Origin of the sequence: Lwoffella lincolnii (genome assembly GCF_037201985.1) — a bacterium.
GTDB classification, from domain to species: Bacteria; Pseudomonadota; Gammaproteobacteria; order Pseudomonadales; family Moraxellaceae; genus Psychrobacter; species Psychrobacter lincolnii.
In genome coordinates this window covers 596099-615166 of sequence record NZ_CP147511.1, presented here as the reverse complement: position 1 = coordinate 615166, position 19068 = coordinate 596099, and the positions used below count along the sequence as shown (strand labels likewise).

Here is a 19068-nt window from a genome sequence, read left to right as displayed (position 1 = left end):
GTGAACATCACATTTAAGACCCCAGCGTTACCACCAACTGTCCTTGTACTTGGCTGTTAGGAGCAGGCACGGTTGTGTTTGCTTGGGCGGTGGTATTCACCGTGGCATCGCTTACCGTAACATTGCTTACCGTGCCTAAGTTGGCATTCATACCTGCTTGTTGTAAATTTGCCACCAATGTGTCTAAACTTTGGCGATTATTTGCAAGCACAGTCATTTCTATCTGTTCTGGCTGCATATTTAGCACGCTTGCCACCACATCAGACTGTCTTAATAAGGCACTTATCTGTTGCATTTGTGTGCTTGTGGCATCATTTTGTCCAGCGGTATTGATAAGTTTTGGCGATAACTGAGTTTGTAACTGTGTGCGGTTGTTGAGTCGTTCGTTAGGATACCATGCTTGGTATTGCTCACGAATGGCAGTTTGGGTGGCTTGACTGGCGGTACTGTATTGCTGAATTTGCAAGGCATCAACCATCAACTGTAATGCCAATGCCACCATCATCACCATGATGGCAGTCTTAAGATAAGGCGATGCGATGGACGTGCGTTTGATGTGGTAAAAATTTAATGAATGTTGAATGGGCTGTGCCACAGGGGTTAATGTCGCTTGGCTGCCATGCACCGCAATGCCATGATGCAACAGTTGACTGATGCCTTCTTGCCAGCCATGACGGTTGCCCATCTGTTCTACGGTGGTGTGCCATGTCGCATCATCGTCATTAGATGCCATAAGCCCAGAAGAAGAGATGACATACACATTGTCTAATTGTTCATCGTTCACATGGTCGGGTTGTGTTGAATGATTGACATGCGATGTCAGCAAGTCATCATCAACATCAGCCACATCATTATCTTGATTATCTTGATTTGCCAACCACTGTTGTACCATTAATGGCAGATAACCAATCGCCCCACCATGAGACACAGAGCGACGCATCAACAATGTTTGCTTATCAAAATACAGATACACACTTCGCTGTCCCATTTTAGGAATGGGCAGCAACAGATAATCAGGCAACAACGCCACAAGCTTTAATCCAACCAGTTCGGTGGCGTATTGCCACTGCTCAATCTGAGCTTGTGGTAAGGCAAATAACTGATGTAAATTACCCACACTCCATGACTTAATCTGCAACTGTTCAACAGGCGTTAATGTCATCTCTTCAAATAAATACCGCATTCCTGATTCACCCAACTGTTGGCAACGTTTGCTACTTAACCATTGAGGCAGTTGCAACACGCTGGTGGACGGTATGTATAAGCACACATCAGCATTGGGGTGGTCTTTGGCAACCGCTGATAAATTGGCATGGCCATGCCACAGGTCAAGTTTACCTGTTTGTTCTTCTTGATTTTGTTTTTCTTGGTAAAGATAAACATGGCTGGCTGTTTGGTTGGATTGATTGTTATCCATAGCAACAGCATCAAAAAGCGTGGGTATCCATAGGGTAATCATGGGTAAGGTCACTGAACTGATTTAGGGCGTCTGATTTAGGCTTGTTTGGGAATAAAGGCATCGGTTTGCTTGCCAAGTCCTTCTACCAACACAGGCGTGTCAATCACTCGGGCTTCAGCAAGGGCATAGCTGACTGGCGTATCGCCTGTGAGCAATGCCACCAATTTGGCAACAATGGGCATATGACAGACCACCACAATCATTTGCTCACTCTCACTTGTTCCAAAAACATCGCACAATGTTTGTAAAGCGACTTTGGCATCGTCATTAGGCGTGATGTTATCCATGATTTGTAAGGGAGCTTTGATTTGTGCAAAAGCATCGATAAACGGTTGTCTGATGATGTCACATGTTTGCTTGGCTCGGTGATAAGGGCTTGAGACAAATAAGGTTGGTAAGCCATATGTTTTGCCATAGTCGGTCAGCCAATGAGCGGTTTGCTCAGCTTGATATTTGCCAAGTTCGGACAAATGACGCTCGCTGTCTGGGTGAGTGTATGCCCCTGCGTCGCCGTGGCGAATTAAGATGATTTTCATTGATTTGCCTTTATTTATGAGTTACCCAATCATAAAACGCTTCAATGGGTGTAAAAAATGGGTGTAAAAAAATGACTGCTTTTTCCTAGTAAATTTTACCGTCAATCAGCTGATGCAACAGTGTCTATCCCTGCTTCTTATTCTTATTCTTTTTTGGTTAAAGCACTTTGTATGTCCATTCCTTGACTTCACGTTGTCTTTTACTTTACGTTCTTATGTGGCATGACAAACTCCACATCACTTCTAAAGCCAGATTCCATTAAGTGTAATGCCACCCCTAAGGGGGCTTGGTCTTGATAAATCACGGCATATAATGCTTGAGTAATGGGCATATAGATGCCATCTTTTTTGGCTTTTTGATTAACTTGCTCGATGGTATTGAGACCTTCAGCCGTTTGTCCCAACTTTTTGATGGCATTTTCAAGACTTACCCCCTGTGCCAACAGCTTACCAATACGAAAGTTACGGCTTAATTCTGAACCACAAGTGGCGTATAAATCACCAACACCAGATAACCCCAAAAATGTCAACGGATTTGCCCCCATATGTGCCCCAAATCGGCTCATCTCTGCCAAGGCACGGGTCAGAATCATGGCTTTGGTGTTTTCACCCACATCATAAGTCGCTGCCATGCCCATGGCAATGGCATAGATATTTTTTAATGCCCCACCCAACTCCACACCACGCACGTCATCACTGGCAAACACCCGAAAAAACGCCGAATGCAATGCCATCTGTACCGCATGACGCAACTGCTCTGACTCACTGGCGATGACCGTACCTGATGGCATGTTGTCCATGATTTCTTTGGCAAGGTTAGGTCCACTCATCACCCCATAACTCACTTCGGGCAACTCTTGGGTGATGATGTCGCTCATCAACGCAAAGGTGTCTTTTTCCATGCCTTTGGTTAAAGACACCACCGCTTGCCCTGTGATGTGTGGGGCAATATTTTGTAGCATCTCTCTAAACGCCGAGCTGGGTACTGCCACAAAGATGATGTCTTTGTCCTTAACACTCTCTGCCAAGTTATTGCTGAACTTTAGCGTCTCGTCGAGTTGATGATTAGGCAGATATTTTTTGTTAATGCGGTGTTTTTGCATCTGTTTGACACTGCGTTTATTGCGTACCCATAACGTTGAGTCGCAACCATTTTTTGCTGCCATGTTTGCCATTGCCGTGCCAAAACTGCCTCCACCCAAAAACACCAATCGAAGTGGTGCAACATGGTCATGACTGGTCATCGTCTGTTTGGCTGTCTGTTTGCTGGCATCAGTTTGGGCATTTGGTTGTTCTTTATCAATATCCACTGGCAGTTTGGTTTTTTTTCGCATGTCCAATATCTCCGCCAAAAGCTTGCTTGCTTTGTCTTTATTGATGCCAAGCTTGTCTAAATTCTCGCTTAAGTTGGTTGGCAATTGTGGCTTTTTCATGCAATTCCCTTTTTAATCTTAACAGCAATGACATTGATTGTAACAGAAATGATATTGATTATAACATCAGTGGCAATATGACAGTAACAACATAACGATGACGATGAGAAAGCATCATAAGGTATATTGTAAACCAAATTTATGATGGTTATTGACGAAACTCAACAAAATCATCTACCAAAATCACTGTCCGTTCTGGCACATCACCCTGATACGTTCCCACATAAACAAATCCCACCACTTGATTGATGTCATCAACACCAAAAAATGCTTTAACCGCTGGCTCATTGGCAAGCAATCCTGTCCGCCATACCGTCGAAAAACCTTGAGCATCAAAGGCAAGCAGTAAATTTTGCACACTGGCGGCACACGCTGCTAACTGCTCCCAATGCGGAACTTTTTCATGGTCTTGGTAGCGGGTAACACACGCCACTATCATGGGGGCTCTTAAGGGCAGATTTTCAGTTTTGCTCAAACTCATCTCATCGGTTTGTCCTTGAGCAATGGCAGCAGTTTTTAACGCTTCACCAAACTGTTTTAACGCATTGCCTTCTAGGACAACAAAACGATACGGATTGAGCGATTTATGGTCAGGGGCAGACATGGCAACTTCAATGGCTTGCTCAACTTGTTTGCGAGTGGGTGCAGGGGCAATCAAATTGCCGATGGAACGGCGAGATTTGATAAAGTCTAAAATATCGGTGCTGGTTGGCATGTGGTGTTCCTTTGGATAAGTGATGTTTTGGGTAATCGATGTTTTGGAAAAATTGATTTGTATTGGTGTGATGGGTCATCTGCTGGTTAGTTTTTATCCAGCCGATGTGCTTGTTTGAGATACGCTTCAGATTGCATCTCCAAAAGCCTTGAGCGAGTCCGCTCAATCTCAAACGCCAGTTTTTCACCTTGATACAATTCTAAGATGGACTGCTGGGCTCGCACAAGCAACTTCACCCGACGATCATAAAATTCATCTACCAAATAAATAAAGCGACGAGTGGGGTCACGCAACTCATCGCTTAGTTTTGGCACATTATCCACCAATACGGTACTGTAATCGTTGGCAATTTCGATAAAATCACTGGCTGAGCGTGGCTCTAAGCACAACTGACGAAACTCACAATACAAGGTATTTTCAGTACGGGCGTTGATGCTGATTTGTCGCCCATTAACGCTGATGGGGTCTTTGCTGATTTTTTGCTGATTGGCAAGGCTGGCAAAGCGATTGGCAAGCCAATGAGCATTATCCTTGGTCAATGGTGATACATATAATTGAGCTTGTTGCAACACCCTTAGGCGATAATCAATGCCAGAATCAATGTTCATTATCTTGGTGTGTTTTTCTAACTCAGCAATGGCAGGTAAAAAACGGTCTCGATGCAGGCCGTCTTTATACAAACCTGATGGCTCAATGTTGGAAGTTGCCACCAAAGTGATGCCACGCTCAAACAGCAGGGTAAATAAATCACCCAAAATCATCGCATCGGACACATTGGAGACAAAAAATTCATCAAAACATATTAAAATGGCCTTGTTATGAATATTATCCGCCACACTGACCAACGGATTGGCCTGCCCTGACAACGCATTGAGCTGTTTATGCACATCTTTCATAAAATGATGAAAGTGCATTCGCATCTTACGCTCAATAGTCACTGCGTCAAAAAACATGTCCATCATCCATGTTTTACCACGACCAACACCCCCCCACATATATAAGCCCTTTGGCGGTTTTGGATCTGGTTTAAAAAAGCCAAAAAAGCCTTTATCAGGATTAAAGTTTTGTAATTTATGGCTGACCGTATCCAAATAAGTCATCGCCATGCGTTGCTGTGGGTCTTCACTAAACTCTGTGGATTGTAATGCTTGCTCATAACGTTGTAAGGGAGTGAGCCTCATCATGATTTAACTCCATTAAAAAGATGACTTAATTAAAGACGTATTTTTCTTTAATAACTTGGTCAACTCGCCCAACTTCCCATGAAAAAAATGTCCTGTGTCATCAACCACATCAGCACAAATACCAAAGTCTTGTGCAAATTTTGCCAAAGAACTCGGAGAAACCAACTCATCATGCTCACCATACACCATAAAGGTTTTTTCTGTTGGCAATGCGATGTTATCCAAAGAGTGCCTCTCAATCGATGGGGCAATCAATGCCAAATCAGTCAATTCAAAATCACCAATGCCCAAAAATGCCCCTTGTTCGTCAATCATTTGAGCCAAGCTCATCGCCACATAACCCCCAAATGAAAAACCACCCAGCCAAAGTTTACGGGCTGATGTTTGGTTGGCTATCCATTGCAACACCGTCAAGGCATCTTGAATTTCACCGTCCATATTGCCATAACTGCCTGTGGACTGCCCCACACCACGATAGTTAAACCGCACCACGTGCATAGGCTCATCTGGTTGCTCTTTGGCAAAATCACGGGCAAATCGGTACATGGTGGTTACGATTTTATTCATCATTGTGCCTTGCCCTAAAGGATTGGGGTGACACAACAACGCAATGCGTTCTACCGCAGTGTCCATTGGGTCATCATTGTGCCACAAGGCATCAACTTGCAATTGACCTTCTGGTGCATCAATCAGTTGGGTGGGGTTATTTTTTATCATCGTTACTCAACTCACTGTATCAATCATCATTATCAATCATTAATAATCATTCATCATTGACATGAATTAAAAAATTGCCTGTCATTGTAACACGATAGACAGCGTATCATGATACACTTATGTCATCTTATGTCGCTATTTTATTTTGGTTTTATCCTGCTGTCTTGTTGATATGGTGTGTTGATAATGGTTGGTTCATAATGGTTGGATTATGGCGGTATTCTTATGTGGCTTCATCAGCGGGCATTTGCCTTAGTATCAGCATGGGTATCAGCATGGGTCTGGTCGCTTGTCAGTCCGTTGATGCCACACAATATCCACAACAGGTTACAGGGTTGCCTGTGCATCAAGCGGTTGGCATTGCACCAAATCCCAACCAAGCTTATGCTCTTGCCAAAAAACGAGCCAATAAATTATGTAACACTCAACAAACGATGATATTAAAACAAGAAATCAATCAACACCATGGCACACGGACGAAGAAAAACAGCGTCTTTGGACGAGTGGGCAGTGTGGTGGGAAATATTTTTGGACAATCCTCTTATCGACAGGTACAACTGCCAGAATATCAAGTATTGATAAAATTTCAGTGTCAATCATTTTAGCATCGGTAAAAAATTGATAAAGGAATATGCAGCTGATATTAATATCACCCATCAATTTTTGCTTGAATAATGGTATGATACGCTTTTTTTGTTGCTTATTTTGTCGCTGTTAGCAATGCAATTTGCTTGAATATTGCAATATCGTCGTACGGTCGTTTTATGTCTCATCGCATCTCCCATCTTAGCCAATCTGCCACCACTCATTCTAACAATCATGCCAGTTCTAACAACCATATCAGTCCTAATGACCATATCAATTCTGGCAATCATCTTAATCATCAAGATGCTGATTGTATGGACATTCATCACGCCATTGATGATGTTAAGTTTCAATCTGAGCCATCTGAGCAAATCACACAACAAGCACATCAGCCAAAACACAATTTAAAATCCAATATGTCATTATGGACATACTCTTTATTAGGTTTGGGAGCAATATTGTCATTGATGCTTATCAGCAGTCATATTGCCAATCAACAAATGAAACACAACCATGTGATAATTGACATCACCGAAGAGTTGACTCATCGCTTGACCACACTGACCATTGACATAGAACAGTTGGCATTACTCACCCAAGCCAATGATGACCTTGTTGCCCTTATTCCTGCTGTTATTACTCAAGTTGAAGATAATGCAAATCGCATCGATACGTTGCTCCATCACCTACAATCAGGTGGACAAATACAAAACCGTGCTGGTGAAATGATATTGATACAAGCAGTCAATGACGTAAGTAACAACCAAGCCTTAGCCAATCTTAATCTAACATGGCAACGCCAACAGTCGTTGCTACAGCCCCTACTGACAGGTGGCACAAACTTCATTCATCATGATGACAACGACACACTGGCTTTAGCCAATTTTGCTTATCTAAATCATCACTCAATGGCTGACACCTTAAAACAATTAACACAAGAACGTAGGCAACAAAATGCGTATTGGACATCTGTCACCAAAAAGGTGTTTTGGAGTGGCTTTATTTTACTTGCTGTCTATTTATTATGGCTGGTGGTCTATTTTACTCGCCGTATCAAGCAAAGCAATGCTAAGATGCGACAAATCGCTCACTTAAATGATGAACTGTTTGCCACAGCTTATGATGGGCTGTTTTTTTTGGATATTGAAGGACGCATCACCGAACGACAATCGCCCACGCTAACATCCATCATAGGAATTGATAAACTGAGCCACCGCCGTTTTTTAAGCTTGCTTGAGCGACGCATTCCAAAAGCTGACCATGAACGTGCTAAAAATTTCATCAATGAGATTTACCAAGGTTTATTGACCAATGACGACATTGATGCAAAAAATCCGCTAAAATCAGTGTCATTCATCGTTCACACTGGCACTGACATATCATCAAAACAGTCATCAAAACAGCTGTCATTTTCCTTTACTTTATTAAACACAGCCACACAATCACAGCCATCACCATTATTTTCCACCCAAGCAGATGAGCATCTGTTAGTCAGAGTACGCCCTGCCAATATCACCACATCTGTATTGACCAGCCACCCGACAACGTCAAACCCCACAACATTAAACCCCACCACGTTAAACCCCACCACAAATAAAGCCAACCACTCAACCAGCAAACATATCAACAGCACAGACTTGAATCAACTTGAACCGTTGCCACAGTTATTAACAATTGATGCCACAAGGTTACTGACATTTATGAAACGCATGGACGTACGCCTATCCATGCTCAATCAAGCCCTTAATGATTTATCGGACATACAAGCCAACGATGCACATACCGATGACGCACACACCAAACCAACAAAAAATTTAACTCAGGATAAAGCGAACAATCACACTTTGGCATCTGGTCATATTGATTTTTTATTGCGTACGGCACACAGCATTTTGATTGATGCTAAAGCATCAGACTTACCGCCTTATGTCCAACATGCCACACAAATTCATCATTGTGTCCAAATGTTATCAACCAAACAAAACGTGCATTCATCTGCTAAAGATGATGCCCTTACCACGGCATTACATGCAATAGAACAGCTTACCTTATTACAACAAACAGCGTATCAACAAGTGTATCAACAACGACAACACTTGCCAGATGATTTGCCAGCAAATCAACCAGTTTGGCACCCAACTTTAACAGATAAATTATCACTCACTATAGCCAATGACTTAACAACTGACAACCAAGCAACGGTGGCATCACTCACCCAATTTGTTGAAAATGAAGTCAAAACCCAACAAAAACACATTCATCTACACTGCCCCACATGGAATGAATCAGGGCTTAGTAACACCCAGCGTTGCATGATTTATGACATCAGCTTACAGCTGTTGTCCAATGCCATTCATCACGGCATAGAGCCAGCCGCCTTGCGTATTGGCACAGGCAAAACCGCATATGGACAAATACGCATTCATCTGACCAAGACCAAAACAGCAGACGGTCATGCCTATGAGTTGCAATGCAGTGATGACGGTGGTGGTATTGACTTTAACAAACTGGTGCAAGATGCGATGACAGCGGGGCTAATTGAGCAAAAAAATGCCAAACATCTCTCTGATGAACAAATCCTAAAGCTGCTGTTTTCGCAAAAGCTTTATCGCCAATCGGTTGATAACAGGGTGGTTGATAATAATAAAAGTGGCACTGACGCAAATCAAGGAAGCGGTATGGGAATGCAGTTGGTCAAACATCATGTTAAAGCATTAAACGCCCGCCTATTCATTGATAGCCAACAAGCCAAATACAGTAAATTTCGCATTGAGTTTGTGGTCTAGAGTTGGGGGCTGGAGTTGTGGCCTAATGACACAACCATTCGTCCAATCAATTCAACCAATCCATCTAATAAATGAGCAAAATTGTGTTTAAAATAAAAGTAAGACCCTTATTAATGTATCAACTTATCTTACCAGACGCTTTCAACAAGCAAAGTTTTTAACAAGCAAGAAAGGAGCATCACATGCCATCATTTGACATTGTTTCAGAATTACAGACCTTTGAAGTCAAGCACGCTGTACAAAACACCGAAAAAGAGATTGCCACTCGCTTTGATTTTAAAGGCAGTGACATCAAACTTGAACTCAACGAAAAAGCCAAAACCTTGACCATCTTGGCAGATAATGACTTACAAATGGACAATGTCTATGCCATGCTCGAAAAGCATCTGATAAAGCGTGGTGTGGATTTACAATCGCTTAGCCCACAGGAAAATCAAGGCTCAGGTAAGCAAATTAAAAAATTGATTGATTTAAAAGACGGTTTAGACAGCGACACCGCCAAAAAAATCAGCAAAACCTTAAAAGAATCCGACTTAAAGGTCTCTGCCAGCATTCAAGGCGATAAGGTGCGAGTAACGGATAAAAAAAGAGATAACTTACAGTTGGCAATGGCGTTACTAAAAGAAAAAAGATTTGGTGTACCATTGCAGTTTAACAATTTTAAAGACTAGAAATTTAAAGACTAAAAACATCTTTAAGCCTTACTTGGCTGATACGAACCAGACAAACTAAAACCATCTTCTAACAGCGTGTCAATGCTGATGGTCTGCATGGCACTGATGACGCAATTACGCCCCATCTTTTTGGCATCATATAAAGCAACGTCTGCCATGTTGATGATGTTATCAATACTGCGGTCTTGGCGAATAAAGTCAGCTTTCAGTTTTTGTTGACGGACGGCGACCAACATGGCTTTATCTTGAACATTTGACCAGCTGTGCTTAGCGGTAAGACTGTTTTTGTGGTCGTTTATATTTTGGTCATTGATGTTTTGGTCATTATTTTTTAGCTCATTATCATTAATGGCATTGATGTGCATGGTGGTCAGTTCAGCAGAGTCGGTTTCTTCTGGTTTTGACATATGCCTGATTAAATCAACACGAAGCGTATTAATCTCAGCATCAGACAAACTGGCCACACCAAAACTTGCGGTTACCTCAATATGTGTCTTCTCAGCAGGCACATAAACTGGCACATCTGCCAAGCATCGGCGTAAACGATCGGCATATTTTAAGGCGTTATCATGGGTGGTTCTTCGCATCACCACCAAAAACTCTTCACCCCCATAACGACTGATCAACACCATTTCACTGGAGTTTTGTCGATAATGATACTCTTGGCTTTGCTGTTGTAAACGTCTTGCCACTTCTTTTAGCACCTCATCACCTGCCCCATGTCCATGAGTGTCATTGATGCGTTTGAAAAAATCAATGTCTAACAATATCACACTTAAATCTTGTGGTTCATGCTGATACTCTTGGTGCTGATATGAATTGATGTCAAATAAATGCTTTTGTAACCAATCTATGGCGTAACGTCGGTTTTTGACCCCTGTCATGGTGTCATGGTCCGCTTGATACTGCAGAACACGGCGACTTTCGTCAAATAAGTGCATTAATTGTTTTAAAACTTTGACACTAAAGAAGGCTTTGAGTGTGGCAAACATCAATAAGCTGGCTTGTAAAAATACCCCTGAAAAGCTCTGCTTCACCTCAATTTGGTATAACATTTTGCTGTCATACAGTGTTGGTAGCTCAATGCCTAAAAAATCCATCAAGCTCAATATCATTACTGTAACCAGTTGTGCTAAAAACGAATACCATGTTGTGTGTTTATTACCCAACATGATGAACAGTAACGTTGTACTCACAAGGCTGACACCCAAATACAACGTATCACCACCATTAACTAAAAATATCATGGTGATATAAAACACCCCAAGCACCGCCAAACCATTATCAAGTTGGTGCAAGCGATGTTTGGCAGGTGGGCGGTTATTGACATATTTAATGAGTACTAAAATAACACCCATGAAAACTGTGCATATTAACCAAAATAAATAAACCCTAAATGGGATTAACGCAGGCATCAGTTCATCTAAAAAAAACCATACCAACACAAACCACGCCCAATACATCATCAGTTCATATAGAACACATGTCAATAACAGTGCCATTTGATTGGATTGTTGCCAATGAAACACCATCTGTGATAATGACTGATTAAGAATGTGTATGAAAGTCTGTTTCAAGCGTGTATCCAACTACCAACTAACCATTTAGATTATCCAACTTTTAACATACTAACACTAACATATAACATACTAACATGCCGTTCTAAAAAACCCACCCAAATCCATAGGTTCTATATTCCATAGAATTGCTTATCCATTTGATATTGTTTTTTGATATTGTTTTTGCCATTCATCAATGCCCAATGATAGGCAAAAAGAACCACACTGCAAGCCTTTTTGACATACTTCCACCACCAAACCTAGCGGTAGGTGTGAGAATCCTTGCAACCCATAACAACTTAAGCTTAGACAGCTAACTTTTTAAAGTAAGTGGTTTGGTTGTGATTTGGCATACATTAGTGCTTACGTCTCCATCTAAATTTAAAGATGACTGGTGGAGAATTACGCATAATAAAACTAAGTTAAGACGTTGTACCAAACCATTTTTGTACTAAACGTTCATAAGTACCATCAGCCTTTAATTTGTCTAAACCGCTATTTAACTTATTGAGCATCTCACCATCACCTTTTTTAACAGCAAAGGCCAAATCTTTTTGCTCACTACCGTCTAAATTGATGGTTTTGATTTTCATATCAGGATACTTAGCGATGTAGTAATCTAAAACTCGTTTATCACTGATGAGTGCGTCAGCTTTACCACTAAAAAGCTCTCTTACCGTTAAAAAATATGTGTCTAATGGCACAATAAGTTGCTGATCACCTGAGACCTTAAGTGCATGCTCTAAGGTTGTTTTGGCATTTTTACTGACTGCAATGGTTTTACCTTGTAAATCTTTGTCTGTTGTGATGTTGGCATTTTTTTCGTTATCTAATACCGCTACAACATACTCTGAAGTCAGGATAGGTTTGGTTAAATCAACAATTGCAGCGCGTTCAGGACTGACAGATAATGCCGATGCCCAAATGCGATACTTATTATTATCTAGCGTCTGTGCCATCTCATTGCGGTTATGGTGGATAAATTGCACATTAAATCCTTCAGCTTTGGCAAGCTCTTGTAGCAAATCTATCTCAAAACCCATTGGAAGACCTCTTTCATCTTGAAACTCAAACGGTGGATAGTTGATTTCTGAGCCAACGACAATCGTTTCCCAGTTTGGATTTTGTGTGTACTCAGAGTTAACGGTGGTTTTAGCCTCTGATTGTGTGGCAGCCTCGGTTTCTGGTGCTTGGATTGGTTGTTCTTTGGTTTTAGTACAGCCTACCAGAACACACAAGCAAGATGCTAATAAAACAGTTTTGGTTAATGACAACATAAATGCTCCACAAGGCTTTAGAATGAGAATGAAATTGACGCATCACAAACAATGATGCGATTGAGAATGTGCCACCATAGTATGATTACGGTACAGTCAACAAGCTGATACGTCAGTACTTTGACTTCCTCCCCGCCCTAAAGTGCGGGGATTCCTGCTGCTAGACGGTCAAGCCCGACCGCAAGCCTAAGATAGTGGCAACCGCCCGTACGACACACCGTACATCTTAGGTTCTTATTTTAAGCTAATCCTACTGTTAGGATTGTCATAGACACGAATTAGCTTAAGTGTGTGTTTGGAAACGTCTTACCAGTTAAGTTACTGCGTACTCGCAATTTAGTCTTAACTTAACTGTGGAATGTAAGACAATAAATGAAAATATTCTAGAATAGATTTGGATATATTTCAAGAATCAATTAAATGTGCCAATCATGCCACACACCGACTTGTGTGGCATTTAATTCTGCCACATCGCCCAATGCTCGCCATGGCATGCTGGTGCCATGAAAATCACTGCCCACAGACACTTGTAGGTCATGCTGTTGTATCACACGGTCAATCATTTTGCGTTTGCTCAGTGGCTCATCGATGGCAGGCAATTCACACGCATCACCGCCATATTCAGCAAAGTCAGCCATCAATCGGCGAATACAGGTGGCAGATAGGTCATAGCGTGTGGGGTGTGCCAATATGGCTTTACCACCACAACGATGTATCAGTGCCACGCCATCTTGTAGGCTTAAAGCATCAAGCTTGACATAGGCAGGTTTGTTGTCTGCCAGATATTTGCTAAACGCAGATTGCACGGTGGGTACGTATCCATTTTGGTGCAATACTTGAGCGATGTGACTTCGCCCCACCGCTTTGGCATCGCCAGACGCTTTGATAAGTACTTGTTGCCAAAGAGCATCAGCATCGATGTGTAATATGTCAGCAAGTTTATTAACCATGGCAAGCCCACGATTAGCTCGGCTGTCTTGGATAAACTGTAACTGCTGTTGCATGGCATCGATGTCGGTGAAGTTTAGCCCCACCACGTGAATGATTTTATTGCGTTGTTTGTCTCTGTCATGACTGCCTGTGAGCGTATAAACACAACTGATTTCTACCCCAAAGATAAAGGTTAATCCAATGCTTTCGGCGGTTTGCTTGGCCATTTGCAATCCACTGATGGTGTCATGGTCAGTCAATGCCAGTACATCTATGCCCCGATTTTTGGCAAGCTTGACCAGCTCATCAGGGGCATAAGTGCCATCAGAACAAGTACTGTGGCAGTGTAAATCATATTTCATCAATTGTCCTAATTGCTCATTTGGGTGAGTGAAAACTAAGAATGCGGTTTTGGCTTTTTTTTATGCCTTGAATTGTGTAAACTTAGAATGATTTAAACTTAAGCGGCCTTTTTTATGGCGTTTAATGTGTTATGCCATCTGTGATGGCATTCATTGTATGTTGTATGATATTAATGTCAAACGCATTTTGTTTGATATTTATTTTGATATTTATTTGGCTCACTTCCATTTGGTCTCACCTTTATCATGCCTGTTATCATGCCCAAAAGTACGCCAATATGTTAGCAAGTTGTTATTTATGAAAGCCATTCTTGATTTTATCCCTTTGATTGCCTTTTTTGTGGTTGCCAAGCAATACGGCATTTTGCAAGCAGCAGCAGCGTTGTTGGTCGCTACGTTGGTGGTATATGCTGTTCATTTGATGCGACAAAAGGGCAAATTAGACAAACAACAATGGGTTGTGTTGCTACTGACGGTGCTGTTTTGTGGCATCAGTTTGTTGCTTCATGATGATGTGTATCTTCGTTGGAAATCCCCCATTATCAATGGGTTTTTTGCGTTCAGTTTGTTTGTCAGTGTTGCCATGAATAAACCGTTGATGAGGCTTGCCATGAAAGATGTGTTTGCTTTATCAGATATGGGCTGGAGGCGGTTGACGTTGGCTTGGGGTGGGTTTTTTATGCTGATGGCAACGTTACATTATATCACAGCCTTTATGATGTCCAATGACGCATGGATTAATTTTAAAACTTGGGGTTGGATACCGATTATGTTGCTGTTTATGGTTGGGCAGTTTGCTCTGTTAAAAAACCACCTTAACCCCAATCTCAGCAAACCACAAGAATGACGTTCACCAAAAAAAGATTTTTATGTCAAAGCTTTTTATGTCAATGCTTCACGATGTTTCATGATACTGACTTTAACCAAAATACACCAACCAAAATACATAAATTAGGACACACAATGCCTTTATTCGTTCTTATCGGTCATGATGTTGCTGACAGCCAAACCAAACGTCAACAAGCCCGCCCTGCCCATGTGGCACGGCTAAACGCCTTACAAGAACAAAACCGCTTGGTCATCGCAGGCCCTACTCCCATTGAGCATGGGGGTAAGCAGATGTCTGGCAGTGTGGTCATTGCTGAGTTTGACTCGCTTGATGCGGTACAAGCGTGGGTCAAAGATGAGCCTTATCTGCATGCTGGGGTATATGCACATGTGGACATCAAGCCGTTTGTTCAAACCTTACCCATGCCTTAACATGAACGGTTGATGTTTATGGTTCAGCACATTTTTTATTCACAACATGCCAGTGGTGCAAATGGCATGTTGTGCGGTACAAATCACATAAGTCGCACAAATGGCAATCGACTGACCCGTTGTCTGTGCTTAAGCTTGTTGTTGATGTTCCTTTCTTCTGTCATTAGCATGACAGCATCAGCAGTCCCCAATACGACCCCCAAAGTTACTGTCATCAACAATGAAACCACAACTGACCCCAGCACCAACCCATCAACAAATGACCTTGAAACCCTTGCCAACCAACAACCCAGTGAAAGTAAGTTATCTGCTGCCAACCAAACGTTACTGACCCAAAACGCCAAACTTCAACGAGAAGTCAACGACTTACAAACACAAGTCAACGTACTGGTGCATGAACGCAGTGGGCAACTTTATTTGTATGGTGTGTTTACCGTGATTGTCAGTCTGTTGGTGGGCTTTGGCTTAGGCTTGTTTGTGTTCCGTCAGCGTGAACGCTGGTAGTGGTTGCCCATGTCTAATCAACAACATCATTCACCTGATGCCACAATTTCTAAAACAGCAATTGTCCCTGCCAAGATTGATTGGCAAACCGATGATGCAGGCCATACTGTGCCTGTATCACGCCAGTTTGGCGATGTGTATTTTTCTAAGGCAGATGGTTTGGCAGAAGCCCATCATGTGTTTATTGGGCATAATCATCTGCCACAACGTTTTGCCAATTTGTATGTGTCATCACATGAGCAACAGCAAAAAATCTTTGTCATCGCTGAGCTTGGGTTTGGTACGGGGCTGAATTTTTTTGCCACTTGGCTGTTATGGCGACAAATTCGCAAGCCACATCTCAATCAGATGAGCAATGATAAGGCAATCTTTCAGTTGCCACGTTTACACTTTATTAGTTTTGAAAAACACCCACTGACCCATACCGATTTAACCCAAGCATTACAAGATTGGCAAAACAGCCAGCCCAACCTGGCGCCTTTAATCAGCGAATTTTTGGCAAATTACCCACCATTGGTGGCAGGGTGTCATCGCATCAATTTTGTTAATGACGCTCTGACATTGGATTTGTGGTTGGGTGATGCAACAGATAATTTGCCAATGCTACATGTTGGTCAGCCACACCATCTCAATCAGCAAGCATCTGGTCAAATCCATGCTTGGTATTTAGATGGTTTTGCTCCTGCGTGCAATCAGTCTTTATGGTCAGATGACATTTTTGCTCAAATTCAACGCTTATCTGCCCCCAATGCAACGCTTGCGACATTTAGTTGTGCAGGGGTAGTCAAACGAAGCTTAGCCTCCATTGGCTTTGATGTTACCAAAGTTAAGGGCTTTGGGCGTAAACGAGAAATGCTGACAGCAAAATTAGCAACGAGTGGCATTCAATCTGCTGATGTCCAATCACATCATGCCTCCAATACGCCACCTTTAATTACGCCACCTTCAAGCACACCAAAAAATGTGCTAGTTATTGGAGCAGGCATTGCAGGATTGATGAGTGCATGGGCGTTGGCAAATCGGGGCATCACAATCACTTTGATGGACAAAACCGCCCCACTATCAGGGGCATCAGGCAACCCCAGAGCTGTACTTGCTCCCAGAATGACAGCACTGACACAGGTTGATAAGCATCTGCACAGCATGAGCTATCTGTATGGTGTTCGATTTTATCAACAAATAACCACACCTTCGACAGCACCAATCTTTGAGCAAACAGGGGTCATAGACACATTAGCCAATACCAACCCCAAACAACCCAAACAAATCGACGACTATCCAGATGATTTTGCCATGATGATACAGCAGCAAACTGTCAAAAAAACTGGCATGGTAACTGACATGGCAAAATGCCGTCATCTGTCCATGATTGACTTACCATTTGCTTATTTCCCCAGAGCAGGATTGGTCAATCCCAAAGCTTTAGCAAAACATGTTCTTGCTCACCCCTTGATTACTTATCAGACCGCTTGTGTTACCAGCATGACTCAAACCAAAACAGGCATCAAGGTTAACGTTCAAAACAAGCAGTCGCTGAATACCGATGCGGTGGTGATTTGTACCGCTTATGAAAGTTGTCTGTTACATCAGCAGATTTTTGATTATCGCAAAATCCGTGGACAAGTATCATGGTTTACCCCCACAGCAAATCAATGGCAATATCTGCCAAAAATACCTGTCAAATACGGTGGCTATTGCACACCTTTTACTGATTTGCCAAACGATGTTCTTTCACAAAAATCAAGCAAAAAAGCCAAGCAAAAACCAAATACCCAAACCCTTTTTTTATTGGGGGCAAGTTTTGTGCGTAATGACACAGCGACTGATTTGCGTCCACAAGAGCATAAAGACAATCTTAATAAGCTCATCAATGCCCTTGCTGATACTGGCATGGCGTTTACTGACAGCGAGTCGATATTAACCAGCATCGACTGGCAGGGCCGAGCCAGTATCCGAGCCCAAACGCCTGATTATCACCCTGTTGTTGGGCGAATTGATGACCAAGTTGATAAGCCAGTCAATGCCAATACAGACATAAGTCGCATTTGGACGATGAGCGGTATGGGGTCAAAAGGATTTGCCTTTGCACCATTATGTGCTGAATTACTTGCAGATATGATGACCAATGCCATTCCGCCAATGCCCACCCAACTGATGGCCAAACTGTCTCCTAACCGTGTGCGTTTGCAAACACCGTTAAATGACTAAAAAATTTGTTGGCTTAGATTATTTTGCCCAACTTTGTCCAACTTTGCCCAATTTTGTCCAACTTCTTGTTACACTGACCATATGATGGTTGATTTTTAATTTTATTTCAATATTGACTAAGATGACCGCTTTATGACCAGACGTTCTGCCCCATTTGTACTGCCCCCATTTGCCAGTGAGGCTAACATCAATGACACACTGACCACTGATGATAAAAAACTTGCCAAAGACCTATTATCAACCCTGCAAGCGGACATCGCCAAAATGCGAGAAGAACAGATACCGCCAGACATCTTGACCCAAGTGCAAGACATGCCAATTTTTTATGGCAATTTGGAGGAAGTAACCGCTTACCAACAGCGGTGGCAACCACTCATAGACCGTGCCATGGCGTTTTATCCTTCTGCTTATCTGCCACCTGATTATCTGCCTTTACCTGCCTGTCTTGAACTGCCACAATTTGTACAGCGGGTACAACGCTTACATCTGACCAAAACCCGTGCTAAAGAGTCCAAAAACTTCGGCTCGCTGGGTGCATTGATACACAAATGTGGCGAGTATCCAGAGGCCCAAGTCCTTGCCATGCAACGTGCGTTTGATGGTGATGATGATGTGCGCTTGGTGGCTCATCGAGAGTTTATCGACCTTAGGGCGTATGTCTTTGCCAAAGACCATAAGGGTAAAGAGCTTAACCCAGTGAGAATGCGATTTTATCGCACAGGGCTGATTGTCCATGCTTTAGATGGTTTTGAGATTATTGACAGTCGCAAAAAACCACGCAAACGCCGTAATGACGCTTATACCAATCCCATTGCTGATAATGGTGTTTGGAAGGTGTTTGTTAAAAACCAAATTCTCAATTAATGATGCCAATAAGGA

At 42.3% G+C, this 19068-nt stretch carries 17 protein-coding genes; 8 read left to right on the top strand and 9 right to left on the bottom strand.

Features of this window, described 5'->3' with window-relative positions; translation table 11 throughout:
* Positions 1 to 13: 13 nt before the first annotated feature.
* The 6 genes from WDM69_RS02745 to WDM69_RS02720 all read right to left on the bottom strand — a co-directional run bounded on the left by WDM69_RS02745 (position 14) and on the right by WDM69_RS02720 (position 6044).
* Positions 14 to 1459 (bottom strand): type II secretion system protein GspL, encoded by a 1446-nt coding sequence (locus WDM69_RS02745; RefSeq protein ID WP_078306128.1) that lies wholly within the window; start codon positions 1457 to 1459, stop codon positions 14 to 16.
* Positions 1460 to 1494: 35 nt separating this feature from the next.
* Positions 1495 to 1995 carry a phosphohistidine phosphatase SixA gene (gene sixA / locus WDM69_RS02740; RefSeq protein ID WP_338755643.1) on the bottom strand — a complete coding sequence of 167 codons (501 nt, stop codon included), beginning with the start codon at positions 1993 to 1995 and terminating at the stop codon, positions 1495 to 1497.
* Between the two features lie 200 nt (positions 1996 to 2195).
* The gene (locus WDM69_RS02735; protein WP_338755642.1) at positions 2196 to 3428 is read right to left on the bottom strand and encodes an NAD(P)H-dependent glycerol-3-phosphate dehydrogenase; all 1233 of its coding nucleotides are present in this window, start codon (positions 3426 to 3428) and stop codon (positions 2196 to 2198) included.
* Positions 3429 to 3576: 148 nt separating this feature from the next.
* The gene (locus tag WDM69_RS02730) at positions 3577 to 4143 is read right to left on the bottom strand and encodes a nitroreductase (RefSeq protein ID WP_338755641.1); all 567 of its coding nucleotides are present in this window, start codon (positions 4141 to 4143) and stop codon (positions 3577 to 3579) included.
* Positions 4144 to 4229: 86 nt separating this feature from the next.
* Positions 4230 to 5324 carry a cell division protein ZapE gene (zapE, locus tag WDM69_RS02725; protein WP_338755862.1) on the bottom strand — a complete coding sequence of 365 codons (1095 nt, stop codon included), beginning with the start codon at positions 5322 to 5324 and terminating at the stop codon, positions 4230 to 4232.
* Positions 5325 to 5339: 15 nt separating this feature from the next.
* Complete coding sequence (locus WDM69_RS02720; protein WP_338755640.1) at positions 5340 to 6044, bottom strand: alpha/beta hydrolase; 705 nt, start codon at positions 6042 to 6044, stop codon at positions 5340 to 5342.
* A 200-nt stretch (positions 6045 to 6244) separates the two neighbouring features.
* Here WDM69_RS02720 and WDM69_RS02715 point away from each other — a divergent pair, with 200 nt between their 5' ends.
* From WDM69_RS02715 to WDM69_RS02705, 3 genes are all read left to right on the top strand, one after another.
* Positions 6245 to 6649: a hypothetical protein gene (locus WDM69_RS02715; protein WP_143823211.1), complete on the top strand. Its 405-nt coding sequence runs from the start codon at positions 6245 to 6247 to the stop codon at positions 6647 to 6649.
* Between the two features lie 159 nt (positions 6650 to 6808).
* The gene (locus WDM69_RS02710; protein ID WP_338755639.1) at positions 6809 to 9415 is read left to right on the top strand and encodes an ATP-binding protein; all 2607 of its coding nucleotides are present in this window, start codon (positions 6809 to 6811) and stop codon (positions 9413 to 9415) included.
* 182 nt (positions 9416 to 9597) lie between these two features.
* On the top strand, positions 9598 to 10086 hold the full coding sequence (locus WDM69_RS02705) for a YajQ family cyclic di-GMP-binding protein (RefSeq protein WP_078306121.1): 489 nt from the start codon (positions 9598 to 9600) through the stop codon (positions 10084 to 10086).
* A 23-nt stretch (positions 10087 to 10109) separates the two neighbouring features.
* On the opposite strand, the gene WDM69_RS02700 is transcribed toward WDM69_RS02705, so the two are convergent.
* The 3 genes from WDM69_RS02700 to WDM69_RS02690 all read right to left on the bottom strand — a co-directional run bounded on the left by WDM69_RS02700 (position 10110) and on the right by WDM69_RS02690 (position 14217).
* Positions 10110 to 11666, bottom strand: coding sequence for a GGDEF domain-containing protein (locus WDM69_RS02700; protein WP_338755638.1), 1557 nt, complete (start codon positions 11664 to 11666; stop codon positions 10110 to 10112).
* Positions 11667 to 12070: 404 nt separating this feature from the next.
* Complete coding sequence (locus WDM69_RS02695) at positions 12071 to 12925, bottom strand: transporter substrate-binding domain-containing protein (protein ID WP_078306119.1); 855 nt, start codon at positions 12923 to 12925, stop codon at positions 12071 to 12073.
* 416 nt (positions 12926 to 13341) lie between these two features.
* The gene (locus WDM69_RS02690) at positions 13342 to 14217 is read right to left on the bottom strand and encodes a PHP domain-containing protein (protein WP_078306118.1); all 876 of its coding nucleotides are present in this window, start codon (positions 14215 to 14217) and stop codon (positions 13342 to 13344) included.
* A 298-nt stretch (positions 14218 to 14515) separates the two neighbouring features.
* Here WDM69_RS02690 and WDM69_RS02685 point away from each other — a divergent pair, with 298 nt between their 5' ends.
* The 5 genes from WDM69_RS02685 (at position 14516) to WDM69_RS02665 (ending at position 19053) form a co-directional block, all read left to right on the top strand.
* Complete coding sequence (locus WDM69_RS02685) at positions 14516 to 15064, top strand: inner membrane-spanning protein YciB (protein ID WP_078306298.1); 549 nt, start codon at positions 14516 to 14518, stop codon at positions 15062 to 15064.
* Between the two features lie 116 nt (positions 15065 to 15180).
* The gene (locus tag WDM69_RS02680) at positions 15181 to 15477 is read left to right on the top strand and encodes a YciI family protein (RefSeq protein ID WP_078306297.1); all 297 of its coding nucleotides are present in this window, start codon (positions 15181 to 15183) and stop codon (positions 15475 to 15477) included.
* A gap of 18 nt (positions 15478 to 15495) precedes the next feature.
* On the top strand, positions 15496 to 15981 hold the full coding sequence (locus tag WDM69_RS02675) for a hypothetical protein (RefSeq protein ID WP_143823210.1): 486 nt from the start codon (positions 15496 to 15498) through the stop codon (positions 15979 to 15981).
* Between the two features lie 9 nt (positions 15982 to 15990).
* Entirely contained in the window at positions 15991 to 18189 is a 2199-nt protein-coding gene (gene mnmC, locus WDM69_RS02670; protein ID WP_338755637.1) for an FAD-dependent 5-carboxymethylaminomethyl-2-thiouridine(34) oxidoreductase MnmC, read from the top strand.
* Between the two features lie 132 nt (positions 18190 to 18321).
* Positions 18322 to 19053 (top strand): hypothetical protein, encoded by a 732-nt coding sequence (locus tag WDM69_RS02665; protein ID WP_338755636.1) that lies wholly within the window; start codon positions 18322 to 18324, stop codon positions 19051 to 19053.
* The last annotated feature ends 15 nt before the right edge of the window (positions 19054 to 19068 follow it).

Coding starts and splice junctions, on each gene's coding strand:
- WDM69_RS02745 (WP_078306128.1), bottom strand. CDS start 1,459: ATGATTACCCTATGGATACCCACGCTTTTTGATGCTGTTGCTATGGAT.
- sixA (WP_338755643.1), bottom strand. CDS start 1,995: ATGAAAATCATCTTAATTCGCCACGGCGACGCAGGGGCATACACTCAC.
- WDM69_RS02735 (WP_338755642.1), bottom strand. CDS start 3,428: ATGAAAAAGCCACAATTGCCAACCAACTTAAGCGAGAATTTAGACAAG.
- WDM69_RS02730 (WP_338755641.1), bottom strand. CDS start 4,143: ATGCCAACCAGCACCGATATTTTAGACTTTATCAAATCTCGCCGTTCC.
- zapE (WP_338755862.1), bottom strand. CDS start 5,324: ATGAGGCTCACTCCCTTACAACGTTATGAGCAAGCATTACAATCCACA.
- WDM69_RS02720 (WP_338755640.1), bottom strand. CDS start 6,044: ATGATAAAAAATAACCCCACCCAACTGATTGATGCACCAGAAGGTCAA.
- WDM69_RS02715 (WP_143823211.1), top strand. CDS start 6,245: ATGGTTGGATTATGGCGGTATTCTTATGTGGCTTCATCAGCGGGCATT.
- WDM69_RS02710 (WP_338755639.1), top strand. CDS start 6,809: ATGTCTCATCGCATCTCCCATCTTAGCCAATCTGCCACCACTCATTCT.
- WDM69_RS02705 (WP_078306121.1), top strand. CDS start 9,598: ATGCCATCATTTGACATTGTTTCAGAATTACAGACCTTTGAAGTCAAG.
- WDM69_RS02695 (WP_078306119.1), bottom strand. CDS start 12,925: ATGTTGTCATTAACCAAAACTGTTTTATTAGCATCTTGCTTGTGTGTT.
- WDM69_RS02690 (WP_078306118.1), bottom strand. CDS start 14,217: ATGAAATATGATTTACACTGCCACAGTACTTGTTCTGATGGCACTTAT.
- WDM69_RS02685 (WP_078306298.1), top strand. CDS start 14,516: ATGAAAGCCATTCTTGATTTTATCCCTTTGATTGCCTTTTTTGTGGTT.
- WDM69_RS02680 (WP_078306297.1), top strand. CDS start 15,181: ATGCCTTTATTCGTTCTTATCGGTCATGATGTTGCTGACAGCCAAACC.
- WDM69_RS02675 (WP_143823210.1), top strand. CDS start 15,496: ATGGTTCAGCACATTTTTTATTCACAACATGCCAGTGGTGCAAATGGC.
- mnmC (WP_338755637.1), top strand. CDS start 15,991: ATGTCTAATCAACAACATCATTCACCTGATGCCACAATTTCTAAAACA.
- WDM69_RS02665 (WP_338755636.1), top strand. CDS start 18,322: ATGACCAGACGTTCTGCCCCATTTGTACTGCCCCCATTTGCCAGTGAG.